The 15,802-nt window shown below is 65.2% G+C and carries 14 protein-coding genes and 1 pseudogene; 7 read left to right on the top strand and 8 right to left on the bottom strand.

Translation table 11 applies throughout. The features are described 5' to 3' along the window. Positions 1 to 348 (top strand): annotated as a pseudogene (locus NUU27_RS22250) (hypothetical protein); the annotation flags it as partial. A gap of 69 nt (positions 349 to 417) precedes the next feature. On the opposite strand, the gene dksA reads toward NUU27_RS22250, so the two are convergent. Further along, a complete protein-coding gene (gene dksA, locus NUU27_RS22255; protein ID WP_257764495.1) occupies positions 418 to 834 on the bottom strand; it encodes an RNA polymerase-binding protein DksA in 417 nt (138 codons plus the stop codon). Positions 835 to 1,079: 245 nt separating this feature from the next. Here dksA and NUU27_RS22260 point away from each other — a divergent pair, with 245 nt between their 5' ends. From NUU27_RS22260 to NUU27_RS22275, 4 genes are all read left to right on the top strand, one after another. Next, positions 1,080 to 1,595, top strand: coding sequence for a histidine phosphatase family protein (locus tag NUU27_RS22260; RefSeq protein WP_257764496.1), 516 nt, complete (start codon positions 1,080 to 1,082; stop codon positions 1,593 to 1,595). A 72-nt stretch (positions 1,596 to 1,667) separates the two neighbouring features. Next, entirely contained in the window at positions 1,668 to 3,146 is a 1,479-nt protein-coding gene (locus NUU27_RS22265; protein ID WP_257764497.1) for a YcjX family protein, read from the top strand. Beyond that, complete coding sequence (locus tag NUU27_RS22270; RefSeq protein ID WP_257764498.1) at positions 3,143 to 4,210, top strand: YcjF family protein; 1,068 nt, start codon at positions 3,143 to 3,145, stop codon at positions 4,208 to 4,210. Before NUU27_RS22265 ends, NUU27_RS22270 begins: the two co-directional genes overlap by 4 nt. Before the next feature lie 133 nt (positions 4,211 to 4,343). Beyond that, on the top strand, positions 4,344 to 4,889 hold the full coding sequence (locus tag NUU27_RS22275) for a hypothetical protein (protein ID WP_257764499.1): 546 nt from the start codon (positions 4,344 to 4,346) through the stop codon (positions 4,887 to 4,889). A 91-nt stretch (positions 4,890 to 4,980) separates the two neighbouring features. Here NUU27_RS22275 and folK read toward each other — a convergent pair whose 3' ends face one another. The 3 genes from folK to folP are packed head-to-tail and all read right to left on the bottom strand — an operon-like array spanning position 4,981 to position 6,710. Further along, a complete protein-coding gene (gene folK / locus NUU27_RS22280; protein ID WP_257764500.1) occupies positions 4,981 to 5,499 on the bottom strand; it encodes a 2-amino-4-hydroxy-6-hydroxymethyldihydropteridine diphosphokinase in 519 nt (172 codons plus the stop codon). Beyond that, on the bottom strand, positions 5,496 to 5,858 hold the full coding sequence (gene folB, locus NUU27_RS22285; protein WP_257764501.1) for a dihydroneopterin aldolase: 363 nt from the start codon (positions 5,856 to 5,858) through the stop codon (positions 5,496 to 5,498). Before folB ends, folK begins: the two co-directional genes overlap by 4 nt. A gap of 15 nt (positions 5,859 to 5,873) precedes the next feature. Next, positions 5,874 to 6,710, bottom strand: a complete 837-nt coding sequence (gene folP, locus NUU27_RS22290) for a dihydropteroate synthase (RefSeq protein WP_257764502.1) — start codon at positions 6,708 to 6,710, stop codon at positions 5,874 to 5,876. Between the two features lie 175 nt (positions 6,711 to 6,885). Between folP and NUU27_RS22295 the strand changes: the two genes are divergently transcribed. After that, complete coding sequence (locus NUU27_RS22295) at positions 6,886 to 7,503, top strand: DUF922 domain-containing Zn-dependent protease (protein ID WP_257764503.1); 618 nt, start codon at positions 6,886 to 6,888, stop codon at positions 7,501 to 7,503. A 23-nt stretch (positions 7,504 to 7,526) separates the two neighbouring features. Here the strand turns inward: NUU27_RS22295 and NUU27_RS22300 are convergent, their stop codons facing one another. Beyond that, positions 7,527 to 7,847, bottom strand: a complete 321-nt coding sequence (locus tag NUU27_RS22300; RefSeq protein WP_257764504.1) for a 2Fe-2S iron-sulfur cluster-binding protein — start codon at positions 7,845 to 7,847, stop codon at positions 7,527 to 7,529. A gap of 74 nt (positions 7,848 to 7,921) precedes the next feature. After that, positions 7,922 to 8,311 carry a histidine kinase gene (locus tag NUU27_RS22305; protein ID WP_257764505.1) on the bottom strand — a complete coding sequence of 130 codons (390 nt, stop codon included), beginning with the start codon at positions 8,309 to 8,311 and terminating at the stop codon, positions 7,922 to 7,924. 263 nt (positions 8,312 to 8,574) lie between these two features. Here NUU27_RS22305 and NUU27_RS22310 point away from each other — a divergent pair, with 263 nt between their 5' ends. Then, positions 8,575 to 13,491: a hypothetical protein gene (locus tag NUU27_RS22310; RefSeq protein WP_257764506.1), complete on the top strand. Its 4,917-nt coding sequence runs from the start codon at positions 8,575 to 8,577 to the stop codon at positions 13,489 to 13,491. 103 nt (positions 13,492 to 13,594) lie between these two features. On the opposite strand, the gene NUU27_RS22315 is transcribed toward NUU27_RS22310, so the two are convergent. Next, positions 13,595 to 14,194: an ABC-type transport auxiliary lipoprotein family protein gene (locus NUU27_RS22315; protein ID WP_257764507.1), complete on the bottom strand. Its 600-nt coding sequence runs from the start codon at positions 14,192 to 14,194 to the stop codon at positions 13,595 to 13,597. A 95-nt stretch (positions 14,195 to 14,289) separates the two neighbouring features. Next, the gene (locus NUU27_RS22320; RefSeq protein ID WP_257764508.1) at positions 14,290 to 15,663 is read right to left on the bottom strand and encodes an MlaD family protein; all 1,374 of its coding nucleotides are present in this window, start codon (positions 15,661 to 15,663) and stop codon (positions 14,290 to 14,292) included. Between the last annotated feature and the right edge of the window lie 139 nt (positions 15,664 to 15,802).

Consider the following 15,802-nt stretch of genomic DNA (forward strand, 5'->3'; position numbering starts at 1 on the left):
GAGGCGTGGCACCCAGCGCCCAGGCAAACGGCTTCCGAGCTGCCGCCCCCCGCTTTCACGGCATCGCGCACGGTTGCCGAGGTGATCGAGGAGCGCGCACGGCTGCATCGTGCGCCACAAGCCGCAGCGCCGCAGGCTGCGGCGGCCGCGTCGGCTGTTGCCGCGACGGCGGCGCTGAACGATGAGGAAACCGCTCCCGAGAGTGCGGAGGAACTCGCCCTCGACGACCTGTCCGATGCCTTGGACGAAGAGATGCGGAGCGTCAGCCGGGAGGCACGTCCCTCGCTCGAGGACGAGATGAGCCGGTTGCTCGATGAGCTGACAGACGAGCACAGGACCAATCGCTGATTGCATAAGAAAAAAGGCGCCGGATCATCGATCCGGCGCCTATAATTCAATGACGACAGCCTGGATGCGTCAGTCGTCGCGATAGACTTTCTCGCGACGCTCGTGACGTTCCTGCGCCTCGATCGACAGCGTGGCGATGGGACGCGCATCGAGACGTTTTAAGGAAATCGGCTCGCCGGTTTCCTCACAATAGCCGTAGGTGCCGTCCTCGATCCGCTGCAAGGCGGCATCGATCTTGGCAATCAACTTGCGCTGCCTGTCACGCGCACGCAACTCGATGGCACGATCAGTCTCCGACGAGGCCCGATCCGCAAGGTCCGGGTGGTTCGCGTTCTCCTGCTGCAGTGCCTCGAGGGTTTCACGAGCCTCCTTGAGGATATCATTCTTCCAACGCAACAACTTGGCGCGGAAGTAAGAGCGTTGCCGCTCGTTCATGAAGGGCTCGTCCTCGGTGGGCACGTAGTCGGCATCAATGAGCTCATTCATCGAGTCACCCTAAGATGTTCTAACGCCGGCGCCTATATATTCGCGCCCCCGCACAACCACAAGCACAAAGCCGGTTCGCTTCACGGTTTTGTTAAATTGGCCGGGGAAAGTCGCATAAGCTTTTCCGCAAAGACAAATGCGTATTAGGCTGTTTCACGGCCTCGGCAGGTGATTTGCCGCCCGGGTCACGCGAGCAGGCCGCGGTTTCGGGCCCAAAATTGAGGATCGAGGGGGGATTTCGGGCCGTGTACAGGCTTTTTCTTCTGAGGCACGCAAAGGCAGGCTGGGCGGCTCCCGGGATGACGGATTTCGACCGCGGACTGACCGCATCGGGGATCGCCGATGCCCGGATCCTCGGGCGGCGGATGCGGGAGACGGGGCTCGTCCCCGATCAGGTGCTCTGTTCCCCGGCGCGGCGGGCGCGGGAGACCTGCGATCACGTCCTGTCGTCTTTCTCGCAACCCGGGCCCGAACCCTTCTTCGTGGACGAGCTCTACAACTCAGACGCGACGCACTATGTGGACGCCATCCGCGCCGCGGCGCCGGCCCGCTCGCTGCTGATCGTCGGACACAATCCGATGATGGAGGATCTCGCCTATGCGCTTCCGGCGGGCGGCGATGACCGGGCGATGCGGCTTGCCGCCGCCGGCTTTCCCACCTGCGGCCTCGCGGTGATCCGCTTCGAGAGGGCGCTGTCGGACCTGATGCCGGGCTCCGGTCATCTCGACGATTTCCTGAGGCCGGAACGGGTCCGGCAATGAGCGATCGCTCCCTTCAATCGCAGAATCGGCTCCCTATATGCAAGGTCTTGCGTTATTTGAGGATTTCGCCTCTTGGCATCTTTGACGACGTTTTCTGACGAAGCACGCATCGCACTCGATACGCTTGCCGGCCGGGCCGCCGGATTGGTTTCGCCATCGCTCCGGCTTGGCGTCACGGGGCTGTCGCGCGCCGGCAAGACCGTCTTCATCACCGCATTCGTCCACAATCTCCTCCATGGCGGGCGGCTGCCGATGTTCGATGCCCAGAAGTCGGGGCGCCTGGCCAAGGCCTATCTGGAGCACCAGCCCGACGACACGGTGCCGCGCTTCCAGTACGAAGATCACATCGCGGCGCTCGTCGACCAGCGCGTGTGGCCGGAATCGACGCGCGCCATCTCCGAATTGCGACTGACCGTCGAATACGAGTCGGCATCGGCCTGGAACCGCCTCTTCTCCCGCGGCAAGCTTTCGTTCGACATCGTTGATTATCCGGGCGAATGGCTGCTCGACCTGCCCCTTCTCGGCAAGAGCTACGAGGCGTTTTCCGCCGAAGCCATCGAGATGGCCCGATCGCCGGCCCGCGCCGATCTTTCAGCGGAGTGGCGCAGACTGGCCGAAGACGTCGATCCGAACATGCCCGCCGACGAGACGGTTGCCCGCGCTCTGTTCGAGGCCTTCTCGGCATATCTCAGCGCCTGCAAGGCCGACCACCGCGCGCTCTCGACCCTGCCGCCCGGCCGTTTCCTCATGCCCGGCGATCTCGAAGGCTCGCCCGCCCTCACCTTCGCCCCGCTGAAGACCGGCGACGGCAAGCCGAGGGCCGGCTCGCTGCACGCGATGATGGAGCGGCGCTTCGAAGCCTACAAGACCCACGTCATCCGCCCCTTTTTCCGCGAGCATATAGCAAGGCTCGACCGGCAGATCGTGCTTGTCGATGCCATGCAGGCGATGAACGCGGGCCCGGAGGCCGTCGCCGACCTGGAACGCTCGCTCACCGAAATCCTCTCCTGCTTCCGCCAGGGCCGCAGCAATCTCCTCACCGGCCTTCTGACGCATCGTATCGACCGCATACTGGTCGCCGCCACCAAGGCTGATCATGTCCATCATGAAAGCCACGACCGACTGCAGGCGATCGTCCGCCGCCTGGCCGACCGCGCCATCGCGCGGGCCGGCTTTTCCGGAGCCGCCGTCGACGTTCTGGCGATGGCGGCGGTGCGCGCCACGCGGGAGGGAACCGTGCGCCAGGGCAAGGAGACGTTGCCCGTCATCATCGGCACGCCGCTGGCCGGAGAAACCATCGCCGGCCAGTCCTTCGACGGCGAAACGGAAACCGCGATCTTCCCGGGCGACCTGCCGGAGAAGCCGGGGCAGTTGTTCAAACAGGGACGGCGGCACGGCGGCAACGGCGAAACGCTCACCGAAGCGCCGACCCGCTTCGTGCGTTTTCGCCCACCGAAGCTCGAGCGCACCGCCGAGGGCGTCACCCTTTCGCTGCCGCACATCCGGCTTGACCGGGCGCTTCAATTCCTGATCGGAGATCAACTGGCATGAGCAGGTCCCCTCAGGCGTTCCGCATCGATCCCCCCAAACCCGAGCCGCAAGAAAAGCCTGTGGCAAAGCGCGCGCCGCGCGCCATCGATCCTGGCAAAGCGGTCACGGTGACGGCCGATCCCGTGGATTTCTTTTCCGAGCCCGATGCGGCGCTCAGCGAGCCGCCTCCCATTCCCGCGCGCCGTCGTTCCCTGCTGGCCCGCATTTTCTTCGCCGCGCTCGGCCTGCTGGTTTCCCTGGCGATCGGTCTGTGGGCCGATCGGCTGATCCGCGACCTGTTTGCGCGGGCCGACTGGCTCGGCTGGATCGCGCTCGGCGCGGCCGCCGTTGCGCTCCTCGCCCTTCTGACGATCGTCAGCCGCGAGGTGCTGGCCCTGATGCGGCTCGCATCAATCGAGGAGATCAGGCGGAGCGCGGCGGATGCGATCATTCGCGACGATGCCGCGGAAGCCCGCAAGATCCTCGCACGCTTGTCCGCGCTCGTCGCCGCAAAGCCGGAAACCGCCGCCGGCAGGAAGACGCTCGACAGCATCAAGGACGATGTCATCGACGGATCGGACCTGCTCGCGCTCGCCGAGAAGGAACTGCTCGCGCCGCTCGACGCGATGGCGCGCAAGCAGGTTCTCGACGCAGCAAAACGGGTTTCCGTGGTGACCGCCGTCTCGCCGCGCGCGCTGGTCGACGTCCTTTACGTGCTGTTCGAAGCAGCGCGGCTGACGCGGCGGATCGCCGAGATCTATGGCGGGCGGCCGGGCTTCCTCGGTTTCCTGCATCTGGTCCGCAGTGTCCTCGCCCATCTTGCCGTGACCGGTTCCATGGCCGCCGGCGAGACGCTGATGCAGCAGATCGTCGGGCATGGATTGGCGGCGCGTCTTTCGGCCAAGCTCGGCGAGGGTGTCGTCAACGGCATGATGACGGCGCGCATCGGCATCGCCGCGATGGCCGCCGCCCGCCCCCTCGCCTTCAACGCCCTGCCGAGGCCTGGCATCGGCGATTTCCTGAAAACGCTCACGAGCTTCGCATCGAGCAAGGCGGAGGAAAAGGTTGCGGCAGGCGAGCAATAAGTGACCGGCGCGCGCCGGGAAGCCCACGATACGCCTACGCTCGACTCGATGCGTATGGTAGACAAAGCCTTAACCAATCTTAGGCATGGTTTTCCGCAAACTTTGTCGCAACCTCAACCGGTCCGGTTTCCTTATGCTGAAAATCGCGCTCAAGCTCGCCGTTATCGCCATCGCAGCGGCGCCACTCACCGGCCTTGCGTCCAGCGCCCAAGCATCGGAACGGGAGAAGAAGTTCTTCCAGTCGGTCGAAGGGGTGTGGTCGGGTCCGGGCGAGATCGTCGCCGGCAAGTACAAGGGCACGAAATTCGTCTGCAATTTCGATGGCGGCACGCCTGACAACGAGATCGGCATGGCGCTCGACGGCACCTGCCGCGTCGGTGTCTTCACGCAGCCGATGAAGGCAAGCGTGGTGCGCGGCAAGTCCGGCTACACCGGCACGTTCCTCGACGGCGCCGCCGGCAAGGGCCTTGACGTGACCGGCGGCAAGGTGACGGGCAACGACGTCGTCTTCGCCCTCAACCGCTCGTCTCTGAGCGGCGCCATGCGCGCCCGCATCACCGACCGCAACACCCTGCACATCACGATTTCCGTTCGCGTCGAAGAGGAGATGGTGCCGGTGATCGGCATGAAGCTCAAGCGCGTCGACGGCGGCACGGTCAGCGCAATCGCCCGGAAATAGACCTGATCCTCTTTAAAGGAAAATCGGTCTATCCTATTGCATTTGCTTCATTTGTGAGACGTCGGACGTTTCCGTCCGACGGCAAATGGCGTTAACCGGCCTGCGGCTTCCACCATTGGTCGGCCGGGGCGCGTTTTTCGATGCCGCCCAAATCCAGCCGCTGCAGGAGATCGCCGATCCGCACCCCTTCGAGCCGGCGCTCCGGAGCGATCTCCGACAGCGGCAGCAGAACGAATGCCCGCTCGGCCATGCGCGGATGAGGAATGACCAGCCCTTCCGCCTCGATCGAGACCTCGTCGTAAAGCAGGATGTCGATGTCGATGGAGCGTGGTCCCCAGCGCTCGTCACGCACCCGCTTCAGCCCGCGCTCGATGTCGAGGCAGGCCTCCAGCAACGCCTTGGGCTCGAGGCGGGTGCGGATATGCGCCGCCGCGTTGAGGAAATCGGGCTGATCGGTCTTTCCCCAGGGCGGCGTCCGGTAAAGCGAGGACACGGCCACGACCGTCGTGTCCGGCCGCGCATCGAGCGCCGCGAGCGCGGCGCACATGGCCTTGTCCGGCTCGCCGACATTGCCGCCGAGCCCGAGGAAAACGTCGTGCAGCGACGTCATGCCTGCGGCCACACGACCGTGACCTCGACATGATCGAGAACGCCCGGAACCGGTGCGTTGGGCTTGCGGATGGTGATTTCGGCGCGCGCGATCTCCGGGAACCGCGCTGTCAGCGCCTGCGCGACCTCCAGGGCCAGCGCCTCGATCAGGAACCGCCGCTTGCCGGTGACGATCTCCTCGATGACCTGAAAGGCGACGCCGTAATCGACCGTGCCCTCCAGCGCATCGTCGTCCAGCGCCCTTCCCGGCCGCACGGTCAGGTCTGCGTCCACATAGAACCGTTGGCCGAGCCGCTCCTCTTCCTCGTGCACGCCGTGGCGCGCGAAGAAGGCGCAGTTCTTCATCCGGATCACATACATCATCGCTCCAACCGCCTATCTCGAAGCCGCCAGTATAGCATCCGCCACCTTCAGGGCGTCCCTGTTGATTGCGACATCGTGCACTCGGAAAACGGCCGCTCCCCGCAGGCGGAGGGCGACGCTGGTCGCCGCCGTGCCGGCGTCGCGCGCCGCCGCGTCTTCCCGGCCGGTCATATGGCCCACGAACCGCTTGCGCGAGGTGCCGACGAGAAACGGAAATCCCAGACCGGCCAACTCCTCGAACCGGTTCATGATCTCGATGTTCTCATGCGGGTCCTTGGCAAAGCCGAAGCCGGGGTCGAGCACGATCTGGCTCGCGCCGACCCCCGCCTCACGGGCGAGCTCCACCGAACGGCGCAGGAAGGAAAACTGGTCGGCGATCACATCGGGCAGTTTCTGCCGCTCCCGGCCGGTGTGCATGATGACGAGCCCCGCTCCGGTCTGCGCCGCCACGCGTGCGATGCCCGGCTCCCGCTGCAGGCCCCAGACATCGTTGACGATGTGCGCGCCGCAGGCCACCGCGCGGCGCGCCGTTTCCTCGCGATAGGTATCGATGGAGATGATGACGTCGGGCCGGCTCGCCAGGGCTTCGATGACCGGCAGGACGCGGCGCTGCTCTTCGCGCTCCGAAACGGATTCGCCGCCGGGCCTGGTGGATTCGCCGCCGACATCGATGATGGCCGCGCCATCCTCCAGCATGCGCTCGGCCTGTTCGATCGCCAGGTCCGCTTGTTCGAAGCGCCCCCCGTCCGAAAAGCTGTCCGGGGTGACGTTGAGAATCCCCATGATGAGGGCGCGCGGCCCGAGCGTCAGACTGCGCCCATGCGCGAGTGTCCAGGTGCAGGTCGTCATGCTCTCATCCGCGATCCAAATTTCGGCTGGCCAAATTTCGGCAGCGCCGTTTCTGCGGCGCATTGCCGCCAAAATCAATGCTCATACGAAATATGTATGTGCGAAGTCGGATGCTCTCTTCCGAAACCGGTTGTCAGGACATGCGCAAGACCGCAGGGTGTAGCAAGGAGTCGCCATGAGACGCATCGTTCTGCCAATCGTTCTGCTTGCCGTCCTGGCACCGCTGCCGGCGGCGGCGGCCAGCGTTTCGCGCAGCTACAGCTACTTTCCGATCGGCGGCAAGACCCTGAGCGACATCGAGCGCCAGTTGCGCTCGCGCGGCCCGCAGGTGCAAAGCACCGGCCAGAGGCACCCTGGCGCGACGCGGATGGAGTTCACCACCAAGATCAGCTACGCCGAAACGCAGAGTTCCTGCCGCATCGCCAGGGTGGATGTCACCGTCAAGGCGCAGGTCTTCCTGCCGCGCTGGCGCAACCGCCGCGGCGCCGATCGCGAAACGGCACTGATCTGGGACACCCTGTCGAGGGACATCAAGCGGCACGAGGAAAGCCATATCGGCATCGCCAAGCGCTTTGCGCGCAAGATCGAGGATGTCGTGGAAGCGCTCCCCGGGCGCTCTTCCTGCCCTCCGCTGCAGAAGGCGGCGGAAGAACGGACAGCGCGCATCCTCAAGGAACATGACGATGCCCAAGCGCATTTCGACCGGGTCGAAAGTCACAATTTCGAGGATCGCATGATGCGTCTTCTGAATTATCGGCTGGAGCAGATTGGAAAAGGTCGCATCCCCGGCTGAAACGCAACCTCTGCCGCCGAGACTCAGGCCTGGCGCTCGGGAATGCGCACGACCAGCCCGTCGAGCTCGTCCCTGACGATGATCTGGCAGGAAAGGCGAGACGTCGGCTGGACGTCGAAAGCGAAATCCAGCATGTCCTCCTCCATCGCCTCCGGCTCGCCGACCGCGTCGGCCCAGTCCGCATCGACATAGACATGGCAGGTTGCGCAGGCGCAGGCGCCCCCGCATTCGGCCTCGATCCCTGGAATGGCGTTGCGAATGGCGTTCTCCATGACCGTCGTGCCATTATCGGCTTCGATCTCGAATGCGCGGTCGTCGGGGGTGATGTAGGTGATCTTCGTCATGCGAACTTTCCGGAACGTGCACGGAAACGACCGGCACATGCATGGCGTTGACTTAGTGAGTTTGCCCTCGAAACTCAATCGGCTTTAGCGTCTTTCGCCGCATCCGGATATAAATAAACAATAAAATCAATTGCTTCATCTACCATTCCAAACAAAGACATCAGCGCCGCGTCGTTCAGCGGATCGTTCTGCAGGATGCAGGCCTGCTCGGCCAGGCGGAATGCGCCCATGCTGCAGGCCGAACCCGTCAAGGCATGGGCGAGTTCCCTCCGCCCCTGCCCGTCGGCCTCGGCCATCCGTGCCGGGATCTCCCTTATATGCATGACAAACATGCCAAGGACCTCCCGCTCGAGGGCCTTGTCGCCGAGCGTCTGACGCGCCAGATGGGCAAGGTCGAGCGGTCCGGCAGGGTCTTCCCCGGAGCTTTTGCCGCTGTCCGCCCTGTGCCCTTGATGCTCCGCCATCGGCCGCCGGTTCCCCACCTTCACCGTTCACACACTATTAAGCCCGGATGGACAGGGGGTTAACGCGGCTGCCTCAAAACGATCCATCCGCCCAAAGTGTCGTTAACCTTATGTTTAAACTTTTACGCATTTGGCCGAATGCGTGTTTTCAACAGGCAAGTGTCCCACTACGATACGCTTGGCTCATTTTGGGCATAGTACCGGATTACGAGGCCTTATTGGATTATGAGGCTCCGGGTGTGAGTAGCTGAGGTGTGGCGATTATGGCGCGTACAGTAACGAAGAAAACCGAACCGGAACGCGATTTCGCAAAGGAACTCGAGGATGCACTCGACCTTGAGCTTTCGGAAGGCCTGGACAGCGGGGATCTCGACATCGCCGCATCCATGGAGGATCTGGAGGCACAGATCTCGCAGGCTGCCGAGGAGCTGGCGCGTGAGGGCCGCACCGAAGACGATGAGGCTCCCGCCGTCGCCGAGCCGCCTTCCGCAACAAAGACCGCACCGCCTCCGCCCGTGACCGAGAAATCCGAAGTCAATCCGGAACCGGCGGAGGCGCCGCTCGAAGCGGCGGCGGCGACCATGAACCGCCTCGGACTCACCCCTGCCGAGAATCGTCTGGGCCTCACCCCCGCCGAGCCAGCGCCGAAGGAGGCGCAGGCACAGCCCTTTGCGCCTGCCAATGACGACCGGGTCGGCGATTTCACCCAGCTTGCCCGCAAGCTGAACCGGCGCGCGCCCAACACCGCCTACTGGCTGGTCGCGGCGCTGTCGGTCCTGTGGGTCGGCGGCGGCCTGCTGCTCGGTCACCTTCTTTACGGCCCCTCGCTCTGGCAGATCCGCTCCGCCGATGCGTTCATGAACGCGCCCTACGCCCTCGCCCTGCTGATCGGCATCGTCGTGCCGGTGATCCTGTTTTGGGGCTTCGCCGTGATGGTCCGCCGCGCGCAGGAGATGCGCATGGCCGCCCAGTCGATGGCGGAAATGGCCTTCCGCCTTGCCGAGCCGGAAAACCTGGCGCATGAGCGCGTCATGACGGTCGGCCAGGCCGTCCGCCGCGAAGTCCAGGCCATGGGCGACGGCATGGACCGCACCCTTGCCCGGGCTGTCGAACTCGAAACGCTGGTGCACACCGAAGTCAGCGAATTGGAGCGCGCCTATTCGGAAAACGAGGCGCGGATTCGGCACCTGGTCGACGGGCTGGGCAGCGAGCGCGAGGGCATCGTCGGCCATGCCGAGCGCGTCCGCGCGTCCATCGCCGGCGCCCATGAGATCCTGAAGGAAGAGCTCGATACGGCCGGAGACATGATCCGGTCGACCATCGCCGACGCCTCGCGCCAGCTCGCCGCGACCGTCACGCAATCGAGCGAGGCCCTCCTCAAGCAGCTGGAAGGCACCGGCGGCACGCTCCACCAGGGCATCGACGAGCGCATCCAGGCGATCTCGCAGAAGATCACGACCTCCGGCGACGCCGTGGCAAATCTGCTCGACACCCGCATCGCCAGCCTCAACAAGGGCACCGAGGAGGCGACCCAGACGCTCGGCAACCTGTTCGACGCCCGCCTTTCCACGCTGACGGCGCGCACGGACGAAGCCACGCGGACGATCGACACCCTGTTCGACACGCGTCTTTCCGCGTTGACGGCGGGCACCGAGGAAGCGACCCGCACCCTGGGCGGGCTTCTCGACAGCCGCATTTCCACCCTGTCCCAGAACACCGAAGACGCCCGGCAGACCATCGGCGACATTCTCGACAGCCGGCTTTCGAGAATGGCCGAGGAAAACAAGGAAATCAGGGAAACGCTCGGCAACCTCTTCGACGAGCGTCTTGCGACGCTTGCCGAACGGTCGGATCAGACGACGCGCGCCCTCGGCTCCCTGTTCGAGACCCGCAGCTCCGCCCTTCTGTCCTCGCTGGGACAGGCGAGCGAAGCCTTGAACAGCGAGTTCGACACGCGTCTCGGTCAGCTCGAAAGCGCCATCACCGAGCGCGGCCGCGCCCTGATCTCGGAGTTCACGACGCGCGCCGAGGCGCTCGACGCCGGCACGCACAAGCTCAACACCGCCCTGGAGGCGCGCGCCCGCAGCATCAACGAAACGCTTGTCGAGCGCACGCGCGAGATCGCCAACACCTTCGCGCGCGGCAAGGACGAAGTCGCCGCCGCCGTCGAGCTCGGCAAGTCGGCGCTCGATACGGAACTGGCGGATCTCGTTGCCTCCACCAGCATCATGCTGGAGAACACCGCCGGCGAGTTCGGCAAGAGCCTGGACAAGGGCTGGGCGCAGATGAGCGCTCAGTTCGATTCGGGCATCGATCGCCTGGATTCGGCGCAGGCCCGCCTGGGCGAGGCGATCGAAGGCCACATCGGCTCCTTCGCGGGCACGCAGGAACGGCTGTCCGGCGCCCTGCATGAGGAAATGGCCAAGCTCGATGACGCGCGAGCCGCCTTCGAGGCAGGCATCGGTGCTCAGACCGAGCAACTCGCCAGGACGCGGGACGGCTTTGCCGAGGCGCTCGAGATCAACATCGCCAAGATCGATGAGCGTCGCGAGATGCTCAATGCGGTCATCGATGCCGACGCGGCGCGGGTCAACGAGATGTTCGCGCGCCAGACGGGCATCATCGAGGAACGCACCCAGACCATGGAGAAAGCGCTTTCCATGGGCGTCGAGAACGTGCGCTCGACCCTCGAGAACAGTGCGATCGTCGTCGCAGGGGCCCTGCGCGACAAGGTCGTCGAGGCAACGGCCGCCCTGCACACGGAGACCGGCAAGCTGCTCGAAGACGCCGACCAGCGCATCGCCGCCCGCGCCGACAAGACGGCGCAGGTGCTGGGTGCCCAGATCGAGGGCATCGACCGCAGCTTCGACAATGCGGCCCTCCGCTTCAGCGAAAAGGCAGGCGCCTTCACGCAGAGCTTCGACGAGCTGGACGGCCGCATCGCCGCCCGTGCCGAACAGACGGCGCAAACCCTAGGCGCGCGCATCGGCGACATCGATCGCGCCTTCGAGGATGCCTCCGCCCGCTTCACCGAACGCGCAGGCGTCTTTGCGCAAACCTTTGCCGAGGTCGACGGCCGCATCGCCGATCGTCTGTCGACGACCGCCGAGACGCTCTCCCAGCACACCAGGGCGATCTCCGACGCTTTCGAGACTGCCGACCGCAATCTCGTGAACCGTGTCGACCAGACGGCCGATGCGCTGACGGCGAGAACCGAGGATCTCGCCAGGACCTTTGCGGATTTCGACCAGCAGATCATCGCGCGGACGCACCAGACATCGGCGGAGCTCGATGCGCGTGCCGCTTCGATGGGCGAATCCCTTTCGCAGCTCGACAGCCGGCTCTCCAACAGCGCCAGCCTCATCGCCGATTCCATCGCCAACGGGCTCGAAAACGCGGATGCGAGACTGCGCGAAAGCGCCGAATCGGTGGCCCAGCACCTCAACCAGCAGCTCTCCACGACGCAGGCGCGCCTGGTGTCCACCGCCGACACGATTGCGCAGACATTCGCCTCCGTCGACGAGCACATCAGCAAACGCACCCACGATACGGTCTCGACCCTCGAGGAGCGCACCCGCGAGCTCAACGCCATGCTCGCCGGACGAACCTCGGAGATCACGCGCATTCTCGACGAGACGGCACGCCCGCTTGTGGACCGTTTCGCGGCCAGCGGCGGCGAATTGCGGACCAACATCGAGAAGCTGACCGAGGAGGCGACGCAGCGCCTGCAGAGCGAAAACGCCGCCCTCGTGCAGGCCCTGACGAGCCGCACCAACGAGACGCTGGCCGCCATCGAGAGCGCGCAGGCCAGCCTCTCCGACCGGGTCGACGGGCTGCTGCAGCGGCTCGGCGCGTCCGGCCAGCGGCTCGGCACGCTGATCACGACGGCTTCCAAGAACCTCGCCGACGTGGACGAGCGCTTGAGCGGAACCGCCACGGCCTTTGCGGCGAATGCCGAGAAGGCTGCCGAGACCTTCTCGAATTCAGCCAGCCTGATCAACGCCAACTCGGGCCGGTTGGCCGACTTCTCCGACCGCACCCTGCGGGAGATCTCGGCCATCGCCAGCCGCTTCGAGGATCACAGCAAGGTTCTGGAAAGCGCCTCAGAGCTTCTCGAGAAAGCGCAAACCAGCCTGACCGGCAATTTCGAAGGCCGTCAGGAGGCGCTCGAGGCGCTCGCCAAGGGTCTGGTGGAGAAATCCGAGCAGATCGAGAAGACGATGAATTCCTTCGACGGCTTCATCGAACGGCTTCTGTCTTCGGCGGAGGGTCGCACCCAAAAATCCGTCGAAGGCATTCGCGAGGCCATTGCGGAAGTCGTCGAGTCGGCGACCAGCCGGTTCTCGGGCGCCACCGAGGAGATCCGCCGGACCGCTTCGGCCATCCGCAACGAGCTCGAGCAGACGCGCACCGACGTCAAGCGCGGCATCGCCGAGCTTCCGGCGGAGGCCAAGCAGTCCACGCACGCGATGCGCAGCGCCATCACCGAGCAGGTGAACGCCCTGAAGGAACTGTCCGAGATCGTTGCGAGATCCGGCCGCATGCATGGCTTGGAACAGGCGCCGGAAGCGCCGCGGGCATCCGCCCCGCTTGCGCCGCAGCCCGAGCCGGTGCGTGCGCCCGCAGCTCCCATGCCCCCGGTCATGGAACGGCCCCGCCAGGCTCCCGTCGAGCGTCAGGAGCAGGCCCGCCCGGCCGCTCCGCAGATCAAGCAGCCCGAGCATTCGGCCGGCGGCGGCTGGATCCGCGATCTCTTGCGCAGCGCCTCCAGCAGCGAGGGCGCCCCGCAGCGCGAAGGTGCTCCGTCGGTCCAGAAGGAAGACCGCTCGGCGCTTCACGTCGTCGAATCGCTGAACTCGCTTTCCGTCGACATCGCCCGTGCGATCGACCACGAGGCATCGATCGACCTTTGGGACCGCTATCGGCGCGGCGAGCGCAACGTCTTCACACGTCGCCTCTACACGCTGAAGGGCCAGCAGACCTTCGACGAGATCCAGCGCAAATACCGGACCGACCCGGACTTCCACGCCGCCGTCGATCTCTACTGCCGCGATTTCGAGAAGCTGCTGCGCGACGTGTCGCGGTCGGACCGCGACAACATGATGACGCAGACCTACCTGACCTCGGACACCGGCAAGGTCTACACCATGCTGGCGCATGCCAGCGGGCGGCTCCGTTGATCGGATCCCGGATCCAGTCGCAAACAGAACGGGCCTTTGGGCCCGTTTTTTTTGCGAGTTTGCAAGGGAGAAGCTGCCGTCCGCGTCTGCCGGCAATGCGCGGTCAGGTGTTGGCGGCGGTCCAGTCCACGAGGCCGGAGACGGCTGTGGCAAAGGCACGGTCGAGGGCGGCCGCATAGGCCTGCCCGCCGCTGCCAGTAACAGGCACCGAGGCCGTGAAGGTCCGCGAGGCACGCACCACGCCGGTGCGGTCGTTCAAGAGGCGGACGAAAATCTCCACCTCGGCCCGGTCCTGCCCGCCGACGCGTATGTCGAAGGCCCGCAGGTCCGCAAGGAGCTGATAGTCGATGGCCAGCCCTTCCCCGGGCCTGCCGACGCCGCCGAAGCGTCCCGACTGCTGGAAGAGATCGGCGAGCCTTGCCTGGACGATGCGCGGCAGGCGGTCGGCCCAGCGCGCGCCGCCGAGCAGCTGGATCGCACCCCCTTGGGTTCGAATGACGATGTCTTGTCCGTCGAGCGTCTTGATGGCGCTCGGTTCGGTTATAAGCAGTTGCTTGCGCGACGCCCTGCCGGCATCGGCGATCGCCGGCGTCGTCAGGTCGAATGCATCGACCGGTGCAGGACCGCCGCCAGGCAGTGCCGCGCACCCCGCGAGCACGCTCCCGATCAGCATCAGCGCGGAGAACCTAGCCCTCGTCTTCAACAAACGCTCCTCGAACCAAGCCCCGTGCTACCGGGAGATTCGCCCCTCAAACGTGCTTAAATCATCAGATTGTTTGGGATGCCCCAACGTGAATGTCAACGCCGCACACGACCGTCGTAGCGGCGAATGCTCCCCTCTCCCCCGGTTATGATGCGCTGCGGGTTCTGCTCGAAATCGCTCACGGCGCCTTCGATCCGGTTGATCGACCGTCGGGCATCGCGCACCAGCGCTTCGACTTCGCGCAATCCCTGGCCCGAGAATCGCTCCAATCCGCCGGAAATGGCGTTGACGCGGGTGGTCAGCGTCTCGGCCATGTCGCGGAAGGATTTGAGCGTCGCGCGCGCCTCGGCGACGATGCCTTCGCCATCGCCCGATTCAAGCATGCCGTCCAGTTTCGCCAGGACCGAGTCCAGCCGCACCGAGGAACGGTTCAACTGATCGGCAAGCTGGCTCGCATCGGTGATGAACTTGTCGATGTCTTCCTTCCGCTTGTCCACGGTTTCGCTGACGTCGGCAATGTTCCTGGCGGCCTGGTTCACGGCGGTGCTGGCCTCCTCGAAATTGCCCAGCGTGGCCTTGACCGTCGCCGGATCGACGCTGTCGAGAACCCCGTCGAGCTTGCTCAGTGTCTCGCTGGCGCCGTCGGAGAAGGTGCGGATCGAGGTGACCGTCTGATCGACCCCCTTCATGAGGCCGTCGAAATTCTCGCTGACCTGGTCCAGGCGCTGCGAGAACTGTTCGATATTGGAGACCACCGAAGCGACCTTGTCGCGATCGACCGACGTGATGAGTTCCTCCGCGGCCTTCAGCGTTCTGTCGAGCTGGCCCGAAACGCCGGAGATGGTCTCCGACAGGGAGCTCACATTGGCGAGGAACGTGTCGATCCCATCCGAATTGCGCTCGAGCGCCTGCGAGAATCGTTCGACGTTGCGGATCGTCTGGGTCAGCGGCGCGCGCGCATCCTGCGTGAAGCCTTCGAGCTGCGAGACCACCGAATCGGCCCGCGTCAGAAGGCTCTGCGCGGTCTGCAGGAGGTTTGTCACGGCCGACGGGCTGGCCTGGATCTCGGCCACCGTGTCCTGCTCCTCGGCGACGTCGAGCAGGTTCGGCTCGCTCGGATCGCCACCGCGCAGCTCGATATTCGCCTGGCCGGTGAGCCCGGCGAGACCGACATCGGCCCTGGTCGAATGGGTGATCGGCGTCAGCCGGTCCACCTCCGCATCGGCGATCGCGACCGTCGGATTGTTGAGATCGAGATAAACGCGGCGCACGTCGCCGACCTTCACGCCGTTGAACAGCACGGCGCTGCCGCGCGACAGGCCGGACGCCGATCCGGGAATGCGGAAGCGCAGCGCTGCCGTCTCCCCCCGGTCGCCGATCGCCGCCGTCCAATAGACGAAGCCGAACGCCGCCAGAATGGCCAGAACGGTGAAGAACCCGACAAGAACGTAGTTGGCTTTGGTTTCCATAAGACGCCTGCTTATACCAAGGGAGATAACTGTTGACCAATCTGACCGGAGGTATCGCGTGTCGTGGCAAGGCGCGCCGCGCGCGGCGATGCCTTTGCATCGTTAGCGCGGTGCAACGCCGCCACGGCGCGCGAGAGCC

The organism is Nitratireductor sp. ZSWI3 (assembly GCF_024655565.1).
In the GTDB taxonomy this organism is placed as follows: domain Bacteria; phylum Pseudomonadota; class Alphaproteobacteria; order Rhizobiales; family Rhizobiaceae; genus Nitratireductor.

Bases quoted from the DNA above. Each gene is read 5' to 3' on its own strand.
- dksA (WP_257764495.1), bottom strand. From the start codon at position 834: ATGAATGAGCTCATTGATGCCGACTACGTGCCCACCGAGGACGAGCCC.
- NUU27_RS22270 (WP_257764498.1), top strand. From the start codon at position 3,143: ATGAGCAGGTCCCCTCAGGCGTTCCGCATCGATCCCCCCAAACCCGAG.
- NUU27_RS22275 (WP_257764499.1), top strand. From the start codon at position 4,344: ATGCTGAAAATCGCGCTCAAGCTCGCCGTTATCGCCATCGCAGCGGCG.
- folK (WP_257764500.1), bottom strand. From the start codon at position 5,499: ATGACGTCGCTGCACGACGTTTTCCTCGGGCTCGGCGGCAATGTCGGC.
- folB (WP_257764501.1), bottom strand. From the start codon at position 5,858: ATGTATGTGATCCGGATGAAGAACTGCGCCTTCTTCGCGCGCCACGGC.
- folP (WP_257764502.1), bottom strand. From the start codon at position 6,710: ATGACGACCTGCACCTGGACACTCGCGCATGGGCGCAGTCTGACGCTC.
- NUU27_RS22295 (WP_257764503.1), top strand. From the start codon at position 6,886: ATGAGACGCATCGTTCTGCCAATCGTTCTGCTTGCCGTCCTGGCACCG.
- NUU27_RS22300 (WP_257764504.1), bottom strand. From the start codon at position 7,847: ATGACGAAGATCACCTACATCACCCCCGACGACCGCGCATTCGAGATC.
- NUU27_RS22305 (WP_257764505.1), bottom strand. From the start codon at position 8,311: ATGGCGGAGCATCAAGGGCACAGGGCGGACAGCGGCAAAAGCTCCGGG.
- NUU27_RS22310 (WP_257764506.1), top strand. From the start codon at position 8,575: ATGGCGCGTACAGTAACGAAGAAAACCGAACCGGAACGCGATTTCGCA.
- NUU27_RS22320 (WP_257764508.1), bottom strand. From the start codon at position 15,663: ATGGAAACCAAAGCCAACTACGTTCTTGTCGGGTTCTTCACCGTTCTG.